14 protein-coding genes are annotated in these 17,396 nt (G+C 55.3%); 4 read left to right on the top strand and 10 right to left on the bottom strand.

Annotated features, from left to right (window positions below):
• Positions 1-123 precede the first annotated feature (123 nt).
• From parE to serB, 3 genes are read left to right on the top strand one after another with little or no spacing between them, the layout of a single operon-like run.
• Positions 124-2,019: a DNA topoisomerase IV subunit B gene (parE, locus tag ACT3R7_RS01275; protein ID WP_496198719.1), complete on the top strand. Its 1,896-nt coding sequence runs from the start codon at positions 124-126 to the stop codon at positions 2,017-2,019.
• A 6-nt stretch (positions 2,020-2,025) separates the two neighbouring features.
• On the top strand, positions 2,026-4,278 hold the full coding sequence (parC, locus tag ACT3R7_RS01270; protein WP_018915656.1) for a DNA topoisomerase IV subunit A: 2,253 nt from the start codon (positions 2,026-2,028) through the stop codon (positions 4,276-4,278).
• A 3-nt stretch (positions 4,279-4,281) separates the two neighbouring features.
• The gene (gene serB / locus ACT3R7_RS01265; protein WP_444490498.1) at positions 4,282-5,487 is read left to right on the top strand and encodes a phosphoserine phosphatase SerB; all 1,206 of its coding nucleotides are present in this window, start codon (positions 4,282-4,284) and stop codon (positions 5,485-5,487) included.
• A gap of 73 nt (positions 5,488-5,560) precedes the next feature.
• Here serB and ACT3R7_RS01260 read toward each other — a convergent pair whose 3' ends face one another.
• From ACT3R7_RS01260 to ACT3R7_RS01230, 7 genes are all read right to left on the bottom strand, one after another.
• Entirely contained in the window at positions 5,561-6,394 is an 834-nt protein-coding gene (locus ACT3R7_RS01260; RefSeq protein WP_496198718.1) for a DUF6694 family lipoprotein, read from the bottom strand.
• Positions 6,395-6,567: 173 nt separating this feature from the next.
• Complete coding sequence (locus ACT3R7_RS01255; RefSeq protein WP_018915659.1) at positions 6,568-6,954, bottom strand: Na+/H+ antiporter subunit G; 387 nt, start codon at positions 6,952-6,954, stop codon at positions 6,568-6,570.
• 40 nt (positions 6,955-6,994) lie between these two features.
• The gene (locus ACT3R7_RS01250) at positions 6,995-7,264 is read right to left on the bottom strand and encodes a K+/H+ antiporter subunit F (RefSeq protein WP_018915660.1); all 270 of its coding nucleotides are present in this window, start codon (positions 7,262-7,264) and stop codon (positions 6,995-6,997) included.
• Positions 7,258-7,755: a Na+/H+ antiporter subunit E gene (locus ACT3R7_RS01245; RefSeq protein ID WP_018915661.1), complete on the bottom strand. Its 498-nt coding sequence runs from the start codon at positions 7,753-7,755 to the stop codon at positions 7,258-7,260. The genes ACT3R7_RS01250 and ACT3R7_RS01245 overlap by 7 nt, the downstream gene beginning before the upstream one ends.
• Entirely contained in the window at positions 7,752-9,263 is a 1,512-nt protein-coding gene (locus ACT3R7_RS01240; RefSeq protein WP_192537079.1) for a monovalent cation/H+ antiporter subunit D, read from the bottom strand. The genes ACT3R7_RS01245 and ACT3R7_RS01240 overlap by 4 nt, the downstream gene beginning before the upstream one ends.
• Positions 9,260-9,592 carry a Na+/H+ antiporter subunit C gene (locus ACT3R7_RS01235; RefSeq protein ID WP_018915663.1) on the bottom strand — a complete coding sequence of 111 codons (333 nt, stop codon included), beginning with the start codon at positions 9,590-9,592 and terminating at the stop codon, positions 9,260-9,262. The genes ACT3R7_RS01240 and ACT3R7_RS01235 overlap by 4 nt, the downstream gene beginning before the upstream one ends.
• A complete protein-coding gene (locus tag ACT3R7_RS01230; RefSeq protein ID WP_192537080.1) occupies positions 9,592-12,426 on the bottom strand; it encodes a monovalent cation/H+ antiporter subunit A in 2,835 nt (944 codons plus the stop codon). Before ACT3R7_RS01230 ends, ACT3R7_RS01235 begins: the two co-directional genes overlap by 1 nt.
• Positions 12,427-12,597: 171 nt before the next feature.
• On the opposite strand from ACT3R7_RS01230, the gene ACT3R7_RS01225 reads away from it, so the two are divergent.
• The gene (locus ACT3R7_RS01225; protein WP_192537081.1) at positions 12,598-13,482 is read left to right on the top strand and encodes an ion transporter; all 885 of its coding nucleotides are present in this window, start codon (positions 12,598-12,600) and stop codon (positions 13,480-13,482) included.
• Positions 13,483-13,511: 29 nt separating this feature from the next.
• Here the strand turns inward: ACT3R7_RS01225 and ACT3R7_RS01220 are convergent, their stop codons facing one another.
• The 3 genes from ACT3R7_RS01220 to ACT3R7_RS01210 all read right to left on the bottom strand — a co-directional run bounded on the left by ACT3R7_RS01220 (position 13,512) and on the right by ACT3R7_RS01210 (position 17,029).
• Positions 13,512-14,399, bottom strand: coding sequence for a ParB/Srx family N-terminal domain-containing protein (locus ACT3R7_RS01220; RefSeq protein ID WP_193090957.1), 888 nt, complete (start codon positions 14,397-14,399; stop codon positions 13,512-13,514).
• Between the two features lie 202 nt (positions 14,400-14,601).
• Positions 14,602-16,653 carry a pyrroloquinoline quinone-dependent dehydrogenase gene (locus ACT3R7_RS01215; protein WP_318782735.1) on the bottom strand — a complete coding sequence of 684 codons (2,052 nt, stop codon included), beginning with the start codon at positions 16,651-16,653 and terminating at the stop codon, positions 14,602-14,604.
• Positions 16,654-16,663: 10 nt separating this feature from the next.
• Entirely contained in the window at positions 16,664-17,029 is a 366-nt protein-coding gene (locus tag ACT3R7_RS01210; RefSeq protein ID WP_192537083.1) for a hypothetical protein, read from the bottom strand.
• Positions 17,030-17,396 lie beyond the last annotated feature (367 nt).

Raw genomic sequence — 17,396 nt, 5'->3', positions numbered from 1 at the left:
TTTTCTTAATCAAGTAAAAGGCATGGCTGGATATACAGCTTTTTGCTATTCTAGCGATCTTTGTCGGCTGCCTGTACGAATCACAGGCAGCTGCAAGCTTTACCCTTCAGGAACCGACGTTACATGACCCAGTTTGATGCCTCTCAGTACGGCGCGAGTTCTATCGAAGTCCTGTCAGGGCTCGAGCCGGTACGTAAGCGTCCCGGTATGTACACCGATACCTCACGGCCCAATCACCTTGCTCAGGAGGTGATCGACAACAGCGTGGACGAAGCGCTGGCCGGCCACGCCTCTTTTATGCGTGTCATGTTGCACAGCGATGGGGGCATAGAGGTTCAGGATGACGGCCGAGGGATGCCGATTGACCTTCACCCCGAGCACGGCGTTTCTGGGGTGGAGCTGATTCTTACCAAGCTGCACTCAGGCGGTAAGTTCTCCTCTTCGAGCTATCGGTTTTCCGGTGGCCTTCATGGCGTGGGCGTCTCGGTCGTCAACGCGCTTTCACGGCGCCTGGAAGTAGAAGTAACTCGTGACGGCGCGCGTCATGCGATTGCCTTTGAGCACGGTGAAAAAGTCGAAAACCTGCATGAAATAGGCAAGGCTGCCAAACGCGCCACCGGGACGCTGGTGCGGTTCTGGCCCGATGAAAGCTATTTCGACAGCCCCAAGCTTGCGGTTTCAAGGCTCAAGCACCTGCTGCGTGCCAAGGCAGTACTCTGCCCAGGGCTTGCCGTTACGCTGGTTGAGCCAGATGGCACTAAAACCGAGTGGGCTTACGCTGACGGCTTGCGCGACTATTTGGCGGAAGCCACCGATGGCTATGAAGTATTGCCCAACGCGCCGTTTGTCGGTCACTTCAGTGATGACGAGCACGGTGTGGACTGGGCCATTCAATGGCTGCCGGAAGGCGGGGAATCGCTGCTGGAAAGCTACGTCAACCTGATTCCTACGCCGCAAGGCGGCACCCACGTTAATGGCTTTCGATCAGGGCTGCTGGATGCACTGCGCGAGTTTTGTGAATATCGCAGCCTGTTGCCGCGCGGTATAAAGCTCACCGCGGATGATCTTTGGGAGCGCGCCTCTTTCGTACTCTCAGTAAAGATGCTTGACCCCCAGTTTGCCGGGCAAACCAAAGAGCGCCTCTCCTCACGCACCATCGCAGGCTTTGTATCGGGCGTCGTAAAAGATGCGTTCTCGCTATGGCTAAACCACCATATTGATCAAGCCGAGCAACTGGCGGAACTGGTGATCAGCGCCGCCCAGCATCGCCAGAAAAAGGCTAAGAAAGTCGCCCGTAAAAAGGTTACGTCAGGCCCGGCGCTTCCGGGCAAGCTGGCTGACTGCTCGGGGCAGGACCCGTCTCTTAGCGAGCTGTTTCTGGTGGAGGGTGACTCGGCCGGGGGCAGCGCCAAGCAGGCCCGTAACCGTGAAACTCAGGCTATTCTTCCGCTGCGCGGTAAAATTCTGAATACATGGGAAGTCGAGACCCACGATATTTACGGCTCTCAAGAAGTTCATGACATTGCGGTTGCCATTGGCGCGGACCCCAGTAGCGCGAATCTTGAAAAGCTGCGCTACCACAAGATTTGTATTCTTGCCGATGCGGACTCCGACGGGCTGCACATTGCCACGCTGCTGTGCGCGCTGTTTGTACGCCATTTCCCCGCGCTAGTGGATGCCGGCCACGTGTTTGTCGCCATGCCACCCCTTTACCGCATCGATTTAGGTAAAGAGGTCCACTACGCCCTCGATGAGAGCGAAAAAAATGCCATTCTCAAACAGCTGGCAAAAAAACGCGGCACACCAAATGTGCAGCGCTTCAAGGGCCTGGGTGAAATGAACCCGCTACAGCTGCGAGAAACCACCATGGCGGTCGAAACCCGACGCCTGGTACAGCTAACGCTGGAAGAGGGCGACGGCACCATGGAAATGATGGATATGCTGCTCGCCAAGAAGCGCGCCAGCGACCGCAAGAAATGGCTGGAAGATTACGGCAACCTCGCAGACATTGAGGTATAACCCCCGATGACCATGGATATTCAGGTAGCGGAAGGCGACGTCGAGCGTCTCTCCTTGCGCGACTATACCGAAAAAGCGTACCTCGACTACTCGATGTACGTCATTTTAGACCGTGCCTTGCCCAATATTGGCGACGGCATGAAGCCCGTGCAGCGGCGGATCATTTACGCCATGCGTGAGTTGGCGCTTCACGCCAACGCCAAGTACAAAAAGTCAGCGCGTACCGTGGGCGACGTTCTGGGTAAGTTTCACCCGCATGGCGACAGCGCCTGTTACGAAGCCATGGTGCTGATGGCGCAGTCGTTTAGCTACCGCTACCCCTTGGTCGATGGCCAGGGTAACTGGGGAAGCCCGGACGATCCCAAGTCGTTCGCGGCCATGCGCTATACCGAAGCCAAACTCTCCAAGTTTTCCGAAGTGCTGTTGGGCGAACTGGGCCAGGGCACGGTCGATTGGGTGCCCAACTTTGACGGCACCATGCAGGAACCCCTCGTGCTGCCCGCCAAGCTACCCCATGTACTGCTCAATGGCGGTACCGGGATTGCGGTAGGGATGGCTACGGATATTCCGCCGCATAACGTTGGTGAAGTGGTCGAAGCTACCTGCCATTTGCTGCGCAACCCTCAAGCGACCACGACCGACTTGATGGCGTTTGTGCCCGCGCCTGATTTTCCAACAGACGCAGAAATCATCACTCCCCCAGCCGACCTGCGTAAGCTTTATGAGTCAGGCCGTGGCTCGGTAAAACTGCGTGCTCGCTATGTTCGCGAAGACGCCAATATTGTGATTACCGCGGTGCCTTACCAGGTCAGCGGTGCCAAAGTGCTTGAACAGATCGCCGCGCAGATGCAGGCCAAGAAGTTGCCCATGGTGGCAGATCTTCGCGATGAGTCGACCCATGAAGAGCCCACGCGCCTGGTGATTGAGCCGCGCTCCAGCCGGGTGGACGTTGAGTCGCTCATGGCCCACCTGTTTGCCACCACGGATCTGGAAAAGAACGTGCGGGTAAATATGAACGTGATCGGCCTGGATGGCCGTCCGCGGGTCATGTCCCTGCCGGACATGCTGGGTGAGTGGCTACGCTTTCGCCGCACTACGGTGCGCCGTCGGTTGGAGCACCGCTTAGGTAAGGTCGAAGATCGCCTGCATATTTTGGAAGGCTTGCTGACAGCCTATCTCAACCTTGACGAAGTGATCCGGATTATTCGCGAGGAAGATGACCCGAAAGCTTCGCTAATCAGCGCCTTTAGTCTCTCAGAGCGTCAGGCGGAAGCGATTCTCGAGCTACGCCTGCGTCATCTTGCCAAGCTTGAAGAGATGAAGATTCGCGGCGAGCAGGATGAGCTGGAAAAAGAGCGTAAACAGCTCCAGGGGCTGCTGGGAAGCGAAGCAAAACTGACCACGCTGATCGAAAAAGAGATCCGCGCGGCGGGTAAAGAACACGGCGACGAGCGCCGCTCACCGCTGGTTGAGCGCAGTGAAGCCAAGGCGCTTTCGGAAGTCGAACTGCTGGGTGCCGACCCGATCACCGTGGTGCTGTCTGATAAAGGCTGGATCCGCGCCGCCAAAGGCCATGATATTGATCCAGAGGGGCTTTCCTATAAAGCCGGGGATAGCTTCCATCTGGCGGCCCGGGGTAAAACCAATCAGCCTCTAGTACTGCTGGATGATACGGGGCGCGCTTATACCTTGGCTGCTCACAACCTGCCCAGCGCGCGGGGCCAGGGTGAACCGGTGACCGGGCGAGCGAATGTATCGGCAGGGGCGCAAATGGCCGGACTAATGCTTGCCCCGCCTGAGCGGCGCTTTGTATTAGCAAGCGACGGTGGTTACGGCTTTATGGCTCGCCTGGATGCGCTTACCGGAAAAAATAAAGCCGGTAAAGCGGTGCTCAGCGTACCCAAAGGCTGCAGCGTAATGGCACCGATCGAGGTGCCTGATGGTGAAGAGCTTTGGGTGGCGTCGGTGTCTAACGAAGGCCGGTTACTGCTGTTTCCGCTTGAGCAGCTGCCTGAAATGACCAAGGGCAAAGGCAATAAGATGCTCGATATCCCTGGCCCCAGGGCTACACGCCGGGAAGAGTTCGTACGTGATATTACCGTTCTCAGCGCAACCGATGCGTTGCTGATTCACGCCGGTAAGCGAAAACTCACGCTCAAGGCGGATGATTTGGCATATTATCGCGGCGAAAGAGGTCGGCGAGGCAGTAAGTTGCCGCGCGGCTTCCAAAAAGTTGACCGGCTAGAGGCGGGAGAGTAACTCATGACAAAACGTTGTTTGATTCGCGCAACGGGTGTGGCACGCCCCGGCCAGCTAGAGGGCCTGGGCAAAGCGTTTGCCAGCACGGGGGCGCAGCTTTTGGATATCAACCAAAGCGTGACGTTTGGCATGCTTTCCCTGGAAGCGCTGGTGGGGCTTGAGCACGATAATGCCTTGGAGGTGATGCTGAGTGAAGCGGGTGACGCGCTAGGGCTGGATGTGCAGGCGATTAAGGTTAACCCCGACGATTATCAGCGCTGGAGCAACGAAGCAAGCCAGCCTCGGTTGATTTTGACGCTGCTGGCGCCGCATTTACCGGCAGGCATCCTGGCCGAAGTCGGCATTCTAACGGCCGAGTTTGGTTTAACGGTCGAGCTGATTCATCGGCTTTCAGGGCGTGAGTCGCTGGATGGTAGCGCGCCTGCCGACGGCGCCTGCGTCGAGTGCTGGCTTCGTGGCGATGATGCCAATATCGAAGCGCTGCGTGAAAAGGCGTTGGCGCTAGGCGCTGAGCATGGCGTGGATATTGCCATTCAGGAAGACTCGATCTGGCGTCGTCATCGTCGCCTGGTGTGCTTCGATATGGATTCTACGCTGATCAAAGCCGAAGTGATCGATGAGCTGGCCCGGCATCATGGGGTGGGTGATGAGGTTGCCGAGGTGACCGAGCGCGCCATGCGTGGCGAGCTGGACTTCCAGGAAAGCTTTCGCGAACGTATGAGCAAGCTTAAAGGCCTCGATGAGTCGGTGTTGATCAAGATCGCCGAAGAGCTGCCGTTGATGGACGGCGTTGAGCGCTTAATGGCTAACTTGAAGCGCTTTGGCTACCGCACCGTGATTCTGTCCGGCGGCTTTACCTACTTTGCCCGTCATTTACAGGAGAAGCTTGGCTTTGATGAGATTCATGCCAATGAGCTGGTAATTGAAAACGGTAAGGTCACCGGTGAAGTGAAGGCACCTATCGTTGATGCCGAGCGTAAAGCAGAGCTTTTGGAGCAGATCGCACTGCGTGAAGGCTTTACGCTGGAGCAAACCATTGCCGTGGGCGATGGGGCCAACGATCTCAAAATGTTGGCTAAGGCGGGGTTGGGCATCGCGTTTCGGGCCAAACCACTGGTGCGCGCCCAGGCGCGTCAGGCTATCTCTACGCTGGGCATTGACGCTGTGCTGTATCTGATTGGCTATCGTCAAACGGATTTGATCGATTAAGCGTTTTGCTCTTAATCAATGAGTCGGTGCGTAACGTACCGACTCATGGTTAATGGTCTGATGAATCTATCAGTTACATGATCGAGGAGAGCGCCACGCCTTGATACTCGTGACTCAGGTGTTCAAGCCTTGCAGCTTCGCTTTCGCTAAGTGCTGGCGAGTCCCATAGCGGGTTACCTTGTGCATCTTTAAGGCCTTCCACCGTTACTGTAAGCGTTACATTGCTGGGTATCTGCGTATTACCCCATGCGCTGAAGCGGTTAGGCGCCAGGCGCCATGTAGCCGTTTCACCTGCTTCAAGGCCGCCTGCGATCACGTAGTAGAACGTTTCATCAATCCAGGGAACGGATCGCTCAGTGCTGGTCACCACACCTCTTAAAAATACCTGCGAGACGGCCTGCTCAGTGTTATTGGTAACCTCAATATCCACTGCTGGCTCCGGCGTGCCGTAAGGGCTTTGGCTCATATAGTAGCGCGCGCTATCAATCCTAAAGCGCTCCCGATGCTCGCGGTCTTTTTCAGCCTGCGTTTGCTTTTCAGTCAATCGGGCAAGCGTTGTAATAGCCTGTTCGCGCTCTCTAGCGCGCCTTTCACGTAAAATATCGTCGGCGCGGTCAATTACCTGATCGCCCGTTAAACCATGCATGCGCACGTTGGCAGACTCAGCGATTTCCGCTGCATTCATACGCTGGGGGCTAAGTAGCGCCACGCTGCTAAAGCTGGGCATTGCCATGATCGCGAGCGCTTTATCAAACTCATCGCGCTTATAAGCAGGCATTGCCTCACGTACATTCTCAATCGAGACAACCGCGGCCGGCATCGAGCTAGTATCTATTTTGGGGTCTGAGCAACCGGCGACCATAACCAACGAGAGCGTTATGGCAGACAGGCGTAGGAGGCTCCACATACATTCACCTCAAGATGGTCAAAATCGCAGTGGAGCTTACTGGAAAGTGCCGCCGCTCACTACTGTTCATAACTAATGTTTTTAATCTTCATCATGCTTCCCCTGGCTTGAAGCATGGCTTAAAAAAAGCGCTGGCAGTTTGCCAGCGCTTTGTCGGTTAGATACGTGCTTTTTTAGCCGTGGCCTTTATCGGGATGGGGGACGGGCTTATCACCGACTTCCTCGTCGCGTAACTCAAAAGGCTTGCCGCCGGTGGTGTCCGTATGGCGAAGTTGCATATGCAAACCCGTTTTGGCCAGCAAATGCGCGCTAACCGGCGCGGTAATAAACAGAAACAGCGTAATCAACATTTCCTGAATATCCGGCTTGCCGTCAACACTCCAGAAATACAGCATTGAGGCAATCAGCATACAGCCAATGCCCAGCGTGGTGGCCTTGGTAGGTCCGTGTAAGCGCATATAAAAATCGCGCAAGTGCGCCATACCCAACGAGCCTATAAAGACAAACACACCGCCTGCAATCAGTAATAGCGAAGTAATGGCTTCTACGAGTAGCGACATTGAAATGCCTCCTTATAGCGGGCCGTCATTAATCGCGTCATCATTCGATAATGTCTCCGCGCAGAATGTATTTGCACACGGCCACGGTGCTGATAAAGCCAAGCATGGCAATCAGCAGTGCCGATTCAAAATAGGTTTTGCTGTTCAGCCAAAGCCCAAGCAGTACGATCAAGGCGATGGAGTTGACGTACATGGTATCCAGCGCCAGAACTCTATCCGGCATATCCGGGCCCACGGTCAAGCGGAACAGGTTCATCAGCAACGCCAGCACTACCAGCGTTAAGGTGATATACAACGCAGCATCTAACATTCGTAAATCTCCTTAAGCGGCCGCTCGTAACGCTCGCGAATTTGTTCGATCAAAGCTTCTTCATCATCCACATTTAACGCATGAATCAACAGCGATTTGCCGTCCAGCCGCAGGTTTGCCGATACCGTACCCGGCGTGAGGCTAATGGTGCTGGCCAGCAGGGTAATGGTAAAGCGCTCCTCGAGCATCAGGGGGTATTCGATGAAATGCGGTTTCAGCGTGCGCCACGGGTTGGCAATTAAATAGGCCACTTCGAAGTTGGCGGTGACAATATCACCTAACACGCGAAGCACGTAGCGCAGCAGTTTGAAGGGCTTCTTTATACGCGGCTTTGAATCCCAGAAGCGGTAGGTGAGCAGGGGAATCAGAATCGCCAGCGCACCGCCTAGTACGAACTGTCCAAATGCATAGCTGCGCGCTAGCAGCAGCCATACGATGAGTAGCAGAATCGATAGAACCGGTGTTGGTAACCAAGAACGCGGCGCAATCATGGTGCCTCCCCAGCGTTAGAAATTAACGTATCAATCAGGCGTTGTGGGTGGCTTAGCTGTTCGGCCGTGGCTTGAGTGTAGTCGCTTATCGGGCCTGCCAGAGCGACCAGAATAGGCGCCGCGCTGAGTAGCCAGACGACCCCAAACCATTGACGACGCGCCAAACGGCTGCCGCTGAAACTACCGCGGTGGCTTCTCCAGAACAGGGTAGAACCTGCCCGGGAAAGAGCGACGAGCGATGCCAAGCTTGCGAGTAACAGCAGTGGCCATAACCACAGGCGCTGGGTACCTTCTGCTGCGTTAAGCATCAATGCCTTACCCACGGCCCCTGATAGTGGCGGCATGCCAATAACCGCGATAGCCCCGATAAAGAACAGCAGCGCCAAGGCATTGCCTTGCACCATAGGGCGGCCTTTGACGATACGCGTACCCGCTTTACCCCGCTGCAGGCCGATCATTTCCGCCAGCAGGAAAAGCCCACCGGTGATTAGCGTGGTATGCATCAGGTAATAAAGCAGGGCCGAAATAGCTTGAGGCGAGCGCATGCCGACGCCAGCAAGCAGCGTACCCACAGAAATAAGCACCAGATAGGCAACCAGCAGACGCAAATCACGTGCGGCAATAACGCCTATGCCAGCCACCGCAAGGGTTGCCAATGCCAGCCACCAAATCCAGGACTGTTCTAGCGCGTCAAGCGTGCCTGCGCTTTCGCTAAAGATAAGCGAGTACACGCGCAGGATCGCGTAAATGCCGACTTTGGTCATGATGGCAAACAGAGCCGCTACCGGCGCGGGCGCCGCTGCGTAAGCACGTGGCAGCCAGAAATACAGCGGTACGATAGCGGCCTTTAAGCCAAACACCACTAGCAGCATGAGTGCACCCGCCGTCACCAAACCCTGGCGCTCGGCAGGCAGGTCCACTAAACGCTGCCCCATATCGGCCATGTTGAGCGTGCCGGTGGCGCCATAAAGAATGCCCACGGCAATTAGGAAAAGCGATGAACCCGCCAGGTTCAAAACCACATAGTGAACGCTTGCCTGAATGCGCGCCTTGCCTCCGCCATGCAGCAGCAGGGCATAAGAGGCGAGCAGTAGTACTTCGAAAAACACAAACAGGTTGAACAGGTCACCGGTTAAAAAGGCGCCGTTAATACCCAACAGCTGCCACTGAAACAGACCATGGAAGTTACTGCCTTTTTCATCGTCCCCGGCGCAGGCAAACACCACCGCACCGACCGCCAATAGAGCGGTAATCAACAGCATTAGAGCCGAAAGACGATCAAGCACCAAGACGATACCAAACGGTGGCTGCCAGTCGCCCAGGGCGTAGTAAACAATCTCTCCCTGTGCTGCGGTTTTTACCAGACTGATCGCCGCCAGCAGTATCAAAACCGTCGCAACGACGCTGACAATGCGCTTATAACGAACCAAACCTTGGCGTTGATAGAGCAGCAAAATACCTGCCACCAACGGGACTACTACGGGTAAAACGATTAAATGTTGAATCATTCACGGTCTTCCTTTCTGCCGTCTACGTGGTCGTTACCCGCTTCACTGCGGGCACGCATGGCAAGAATTACGACAAACGCGGTCATGGCAAAACCGATGACGATGGCCGTGAGCACTAGCGCTTGAGGTAGCGGGTCGGCATAAGCGCCGTCCCCGTTGACGATGGTGGCACCATCAGTGGTAAGGCCGCCCATGGAGAAAAGAAACAGGTTCACCGCGTAAGACGTAAGCGTTAGCCCAACCACGACGGGAAACGTGCGCCCGCGCAGGGTTAAATACAGGCCACATGCGGTTAATACGCCGGTGGTGATCGCGTAAAGGGTTTCCATCAATTAGGCTCCTTGGCGGGTAACTGAGCGGCGGGAGTCTCCGGCTCTTTAGGGTCGGTGACCGGGCGGTGCGCAGTGGTTACCTTGCCCAGGTTGGCAAGGATCATCAGCGTGGCGCCTACCACAGCTAGGTAAACTCCAAGATCAAATAACAGCGCAGTGGCCAGCTCAAACTTGCCGATTCCCGGCAGGCTGAAGTAGCCAAACGCCGAGGTAAGGAAGGGATAACCAAACAGCCAACTTCCCAGGCCGGTTAACGTGGCGATCGCCACACCGACCACGGCGACAGGCTGGAAGGGGAAGTCCAGGCGCGCCTGGGCCCATGCAACACCGCGTGCCATATACAGCAGAATAAGCGCAACGGCGGTAATCAGGCCGGCAATAAAACCGCCGCCAGGCTGGTTGTGGCCGCGTAGGAAAATAAATGCTGATACCAATAACGCTAGGGGTAATAACGTCATTGAGATCGAGGTCAAAATGGCCGGGTAGCGATCGGGCGACCACACACGGCCTTCGCCATCACTATGGGGCATAAACAGGCGCAAGCGGTTAAGCAGCTTAAAGATAGCCAGGCCTGCCAATGCCAGTACGGTAATTTCACCGAGGGTATCGAAACCGCGGAAATCGACCAGGATTACGTTGACGACGTTATGTCCACCGCCACCGGGCACGCTGTTTTCCATAAAGAAATTGGAGATCGACAGGGTGTCGCGGGTCATGACTGCGTAGTTAAGGCTTGCCACGACCAGACCCAGCGAGCCTGCCAGCAGCATATCGCGCACGTTGCGCATAGGGCTCGACTCGCGCGGCGTTTTTTGCGGCAGGAAGAACAGCGCAAGCATTAGCAGGATCATGGTCACTACCTCAACGGAAAGCTGAGTAAGCGCCAAGTCAGGGGCTGAAAAGCGGGCAAAGGTAAGGGCGACAAAAAGGCCTACCACTGACAGCATTAACAGCGAAATTAGCCGGTAGCGGTGGGTGGCCGCCGTCGCAATACCGCCAAAAATCAGCATGCCGGCCCCAAGCACGACAATGCCATCCGTCGGCTGATTGCCTTTAGCGCCCGTGAGTATGTCGATTTGCACGAGCCCCAGTACGCCCATGCAAAGCGCCGCCAACAATAGCCAGCTCATAAACCGCTGTAGCGAATTGCCATCCAGAGCCGCAATAATCTGCTCGGCACGATAGCCGATTGCAACTAACGAGCGCTCAAACACTCGCCGAGCATCGACGCTTGCGAAGGGCTGAAGGAAGCGGCGTAAGTCAGCATGACGCCAATACAGGAGGGCACCTACCGCAAAGGCGATCATGCTCATCACGAGCGGTAGGTTAACGCCGTGCCAAATAGCCAGATGGAAATCCAGCGGCTCGCCAAGCACCGCTTGAGTAGCCAAGCCCAGCAGGTTGGTTGCAAAAAACGCCGGTAAAACGCCGACCGCAACACAAAGCACTACCAGTATTTCAACGGGCAGACGCATTAAATGCGGCGGCTCGTGGGGCGTTTTGGGTGAGGCTTCCTTGGGTGCTTTATAGAAAACCGCATGCACTAGCCGGATTGAGTAAGCGACCGAAAGAATGCCGCCGACGGTCGCAAGCGCGGGGATAAGCCAGCTAAGCCCGCCGAGCACAGGCGTGGCAAGCGTTTCGGTGAAGAACATTTCTTTGGATAAAAAGCCGTTGAACAGCGGTACGCCTGCCATGGCGGCTGAAGCAAAAATCGTCAGCAGCGCGGTGACCGGCATGGTTTTACGTAGGCCGCCCAGCTGCTTCAATTCGCGAGTACCTGCCTCGTGGTCAATAATGCCCGCACTCATAAACAGAGCCGCTTTAAAGGTCGCGTGGTTAATAATGTGGAAGAGTGCCGCGAGCACCGCCATAGGGCTGCCAATACCTAAGAGTACGGTGATCAGGCCCAAATGGCTGATAGTCGAAAACGCCAAAATGGCTTTGAGGTCGGTTTTAAACAACGCAAACCAGGCACCGTATAGCAGCGTAATAGAGCCCACCAAGGGCACGATAACGCTCCAAAGTTCGCTGCCAGCAATGGCGGGATGCAGGCGCGCCATTAGAAAAATGCCGGCTTTAACCATCGTTGCCGAATGCAGATAAGCCGATACCGGCGTAGGCGCGGCCATGGCATGGGGAAGCCAGAACTGAAATGGGAACTGGGCCGATTTGGTAAATGCCCCGAGCAGGACCAGAGCCAGCATGATGGGATAACGAGAGTCGGCCAGAATACGTTCGCTGCTGGCGAGAACGTCATCCATACGGTAACTGCCGGCCATATCACCTAGCAGCAATAAGCCTGCAAGTAGCGCTAAACCGCCTGCACCGGTCACGGTCAATGCCATGCGTGCACCTTTACGTGCATCGCTGCGATACGACCAAAAGCCAATCAACAAGAAAGAGGAAATACTGGTAAGTTCCCAGAACAGCCACAGCAGTATGAGGTTGTCAGACATCGAAATGCCGACCATGGACGCCATAAACAGCATCATAAAGGCATAAAAACGTCCATGTGGCTCATCTTTGGCAAGATAGAAATGGGCATACAACAAGATCAATAAGCCAATACCTAAAATCAGCATATTGAAAAGTAACGAAAGCCCATCAAGGCGAAAGGCCAGCTCAAGCCCGAGTTCAGGCATCCACGTGAAGCTAACGCGTAACGCCTCACCATCGAGCATTGCAGGTAACTGCATCAACGTTAGCAGTAAGGCAATTGCCGGCATTATGCCTGTTGCGAGTGAGCACAATGTGCGTCCGCGGTGGGCAGTGAGTGCCGGCACCAATACGCCCAGCAAAGGCAGTAAGGCTATCCACAGCAGTATCATGGGGTCATCCAGCGCTATTAATTCTAAAAAATGCCACCAAGTCGCTTCAGGGCGTACCGGTGGCGCAGGCTACGTTATAGGTTATATGGAACAAGAGGATATCACTTGTATGGTCGGTATGTGATTTTAGTATAAAGTGTGGCTGAAAACCGTTTAGAGACTCCTTGCTCCATGAGTGAACCGTTCAATACCTGGCAGTCGCGCTTTGAACAGCTGCGCAGCAACAAAATTTTTGAAAGCATTGTTATCTCCATTATCGTTCTCTCCGCGCTGATGATTGGTGCTAAAACCTATGAAGAAACAACGCGCATAGAGCAGTGGCTGCTCTATCTTGATATAGCGGTAACCGTATTCTTCCTGGTCGAGATTTTGATCAGAATGGCCGCTGAACGCACCTTGCTGAGCTTTTTCAAGAAAGGCTGGAACATCTTCGATTTCATCATTGTGACGGCCAGCCTGATCCCTATGGATGACTCGGAAATGGTGCTGCTGGCGCGGCTCTTACGGATTTTCCGGGTACTGCGCCTGGTGTCCATGATTCCTGAGCTGCAAATGCTGTTAGGCGCATTGCTGAAATCCATCCCACGGATGGGCTATGTCGTTCTACTGATGTTTATCATTTTTTACATCTACGCGGCGATTGGCAGCTTTCTTTTCCATAACGTCGATGAAGGGCTTTGGGGCAACATTGCGCTGGCGATGCTGACACTTTTCCAGGTGGCTACCTTTGAAAGCTGGGCAACCGCCGTGCTGTATCCCACGATGGAGGTTTACCCTTACGCCTGGATCTATTTCCTTACGTTTATCTTTTTGAATGCTTTCATCTTCCTGAACATGATGATTGGTATCGTGCTTGATGTAATGCAAAAAGAGAGCGCGCAAATGGCGCTGGATAACGGTGAGGGTGAAGAGGCCGAGTTAAAGGCATTACGCAATGACGTACGTGGGCTGCAAGCGCAGCTTGATCGTATGGAATCGGCGCTGAATCAGAGTAATACGCCCTCATCACAACAGGCGGCGGTCAGCCAGCCTGTTGATACGTCCAAAACCGTTTGAAATAAGCTTGTGCTTGCTTTGAGTGAGGGTTATTCGAGGGAGAATGCGTAGGTTAGTTTGCCGCGGGGCGACAGCAGTTTATCAAGCTCTGCTGCGTTAAATGCTGGCAGCTGGCCCATTTCCTGAGCAGTCAGGCTGCCCGTGGCGGTATCGGCGATCAGTGTGTCGGGTGATATCTCAACCATTAACGTGGCCGCCTGAGTAACCGCGTCGGTATAGCCTTCAAGAGTGGTTAAATCTAGCGTGTCGAGGGGGAGTTGTTCGGCGAGCCATTGTCCCCAATAAAACTCCAGAAATGGCGGCGGTGTGTCAGGCTTTTTATAACCTACCCCGCGTGTGAAATAGACCAGCGAGCGGTAAGGGTCGTCGACCTGATGGTCACGGCCCAGCTGTTCAGGCAGTTCTTCGGATGTGATCGGGCCGTCGGGCGCATCAAGCCAAACCAGCCGCTGTTCTTCCATGGTGGCCCAAAAACGTTCCATATCCGGCAGTTCGCTGAAATCATGCGTGATGAGCAGCGGCATGCGAAGCTCAGGGCCTTCCAACGCCAGGTAGTTACCCAGCGTATGATGGCCATCGGTAAGATAAAAACCGCCGTTGGGCGCAATCACCGCGGTTTTCATATCTTCTGGATGCGTGCCGACAGGGTCGGTGCATGCAAAGCTATCGGTAGCGTGCAGAGAGGAAGCCTCATCAAACTGAGCAATGCCGCCTTGACCGCCTGTTTCACAAAATTCATCGAAAAACTTCTCACGATCGACGGCGAAACGGCCCTGCTTATAATCCATCTGCCGGTAGCCAAGCGCTGGCTGTGTAGGGTGTAGCTCGCCCAGTGTTATCTCAATAATATCGCCAGAAGGCGCGGCCAGCGCGGGCGTCATGGTAAGAAGTGCCAGCAGCATTAAAGCTTTTTTCATTAATGTCTCCAAAGAGTTATCGTTGTCGCAGTGCCAGCAGGCAACCATACGGGGCAACGATGACAATTGTTTGACGCTAAGCGGCATGCCGCTTAATCAGAACGTGGTGCTGCGTATTTATGGGGGGTACTCCTCATGCAAACGGGGCGGCCTTTAGCATTAAGCTAAAGGCCGCCCCGCAGATTGCCGCTTTTAAACGCAGTTATTCCGGTAGCGCGTAGACCGCTATTTGATCGCCGACCTGATCCTTGAGAATCGTATTGCCACCTGCGATAAACGCAACGTACTGGCGGCCTTGATACTCGTAAACGGCAGGATTGGAGACGGAGGGCGCCTGGGCCTGGTCCGACCAGAGCTGTTCGCCAGTTTCCAGCGAGTAGGCGCGCACCTTGGCGTCCATAGAGGCTCCGATGAAGATCAGGCCTCCTGCAGTCACCGCTGGGCCCCCGATAGTGGGCGAGCCCCAGCTTTCGGGCATAAAGAAGCCGAACTGCTGCGACGCGCCCACCGGACGACGCCATTTGACATCGCCTGTGGTCATGTCGAGCGCCACCAGCTCACCGAAAGGCGGCTCCCAGCAGGGCATGCCCAGCCAGTTCAGCGCCACTTCCAGGCGCATACCGTAGGGCGCGCCGAGTTGGGGCGAATAGCCACTTTCGTTGCCTGAGCCGCTGTCGGCTTCATCAAAATCTTCACGGTTGAAGAGCTTGATGTACTGCACAATGTGTGAGGTATTCACCACCGCCGTCTGGCTGATTGGGTCGAAGGCAACGCCGCCCCACTGAACGCCGCCTGCGCTATCTGGGTAGGCGAGCGTACCTTCGCCACGGGTGGTGGGTGGGGTGTACATGCCCTCGTACCAAAGATCGTCCCAAAGCGCGGAACACTGACCAAAGCTTGCCGCATCCGCCAGCGCCCACACGTCGGGCTTTTCAGATTGATCTAGAAGCGGCGCAGGTACGGTGGGGAAAGGTTGGGTGGGTGAGTAAACCTCGCCTTCCACGGAGCCGTCGCCGCCGGGCACTTCGCGTTCTTCAATCGGCCAGACATCTTCGCCGGTTTCACGGTTGACCACGAACAGAAAGCCCATTTTGGTCGCCTGCATCAGCGCCGGGATTTCCTCGCCGTCGACGGTAATGTCCATTAGTGTCGGTGCGGCGTTGATATCGTAGTCCCAAATATCGTGATGTACCCACTGGCGCGACCAAACCACCTCGCCGGTTTCGATATCCAGCGCCGTGGTTGAGGTCGCCAGCGGCGCTTCCTCTGTGCGGTTCCCGCCCCAGAAGTTGGGCGAGGGCGAGGCAACGGGTAAATAAACGAGACCCAGCTCTTCGTCGGCGGCCATATGCGTCCAAACGTTGGCGGTGCCGCTTCGCTGGCGCATCTCTTCGGAGAGCGCCTCGAACGTCCACTCGCGCTCGCCAGTGCGTGCGTTGATGGAGAACACCGTACCTGCCGGGGCCTCGCTCTCTTCCCAATCCTTGCCCGCCCAGCCTAGAATCAGCCGGTCGCCCACGACGGTGGGCGGCTGAAGCAGCGACAGCGGCCAGTTTTCGGGCATGTTGTTCCACTCGTTGACGTTCAGTACGCCGCCGTCAGCGAAGTCTTCGCACAGCTCACCGCTATCGGCGTCCAGCGCAAAGAGCTGAGCATCCATTGTGCCGAAGTAAACGATTTTTTCGCAGACGTTGCCAGCAACGGGCTCGTCGGCTTCCCAGTAGGCGACGCCGCGGCTTTTGAGCGCTGGCTGCGTCAGCGCTTCCTGAGTGGATTGAGTGTCAAAGCGCCAACGCTCTTCGCCGGTGGCCGGGTCGAGAGCGAACACCCGGTACATGGGCGTGCCGATATACACAGTGTCATTGGCGAACACCGGGGTGGCCGACCAAACTGTCGGAGCGGTGTCGCCTGAACCATCCGACACGTCGCCGGTATGAAACTCCCAAGCTTTTTCGAGCTCGCCTACGTTGTCGACGTTAATTTGATCGAGCGGACTGTATTTCTGCGCGTTGAGCTGGCCGTGAAAACTATCCCAGACCGCACCTTCGGGCACTAAAGGAATGGGTGCGCGGGCGGGCGCTTGTTCTGCTTCGCCTGTTTGCTCAGCGCTGGAAGGCTCTGCTGGCTGATCCTGAGCGAGTAGCGTCAAGGGGGCCATAAACAGTGCCAGCGCTAAGCCGTGTCTGGCGGGTTTGAACAAAACCGGTGCGGATAAAGTGGCAAGGCGCTGCTCGGTAAAACGGGGTATTGGCACGGACGGCTCCTTATAAATGAGTGGGACGGGTATTGTGAGCCGGGCGGCAAAGATCGATGATCAATCCGATCAAGCCAAGTACCATGGCAACGCAAAGCCACCACTGATGCAGCAGCAATCCGGCAAAGCATGTACCGGCAAGGCCTATCAGGATTAACACGCGCAGAGCAATACGGGCGCCACGGCCTTGAAGCGTCGCCAGCATAAGCGCCAAAATAATCAGCACGATACAGGCCGCGATAACCACGAGCGCGCCGAGCGATCCGGTAACACCTGTCAGTGGAGTGAAGTAGGCATAAAGTGCGGTAATAAGCCCGATAACAGAGGCGGCCAATAGCACAAAAGCGCCTAGCTTAGCCCTGAGTGATTGCGACATGGCGTTCTTGTCTCCAGGTGGAAAATATTAAAACGAAACAAATACTAAGAAAAATAGTTAGCCTATTAACATTAGCAGAAAAATATGTTTTTTCGAGCTGGATAAAGCAATAGAGAGTAATTTGCTGGCTAGAGCATTATTTATAGCTAATAGCCTGGCTTTATAGCCAATCGCTCAGCACCCATACTTGACGTTTTGTTTAAGATATCTCGGTTAAAAAGAAGTTAGTGGTGTGATTGCTAAGGTTGTGTTTTAGGTGAGTTAACGCAGCAGCGTTTTTAATAATGACGCGGGAGCGCGCACAGGGAGAAAGTAAGGCATGCGACTCTGGTTAACGATGCTTCGATAGCGACCGTTTTGGCGGGTG

The sequence above is a fragment of the Halomonas sp. AOP43-A1-21 genome, from assembly GCF_052376775.1.
In the GTDB taxonomy this organism is placed as follows: domain Bacteria; phylum Pseudomonadota; class Gammaproteobacteria; order Pseudomonadales; family Halomonadaceae; genus Vreelandella; species Vreelandella colorata.
The sequence above is the reverse complement of the archived record's forward strand: the minus strand, read 5'-3'. Positions and strand labels throughout refer to the sequence as shown.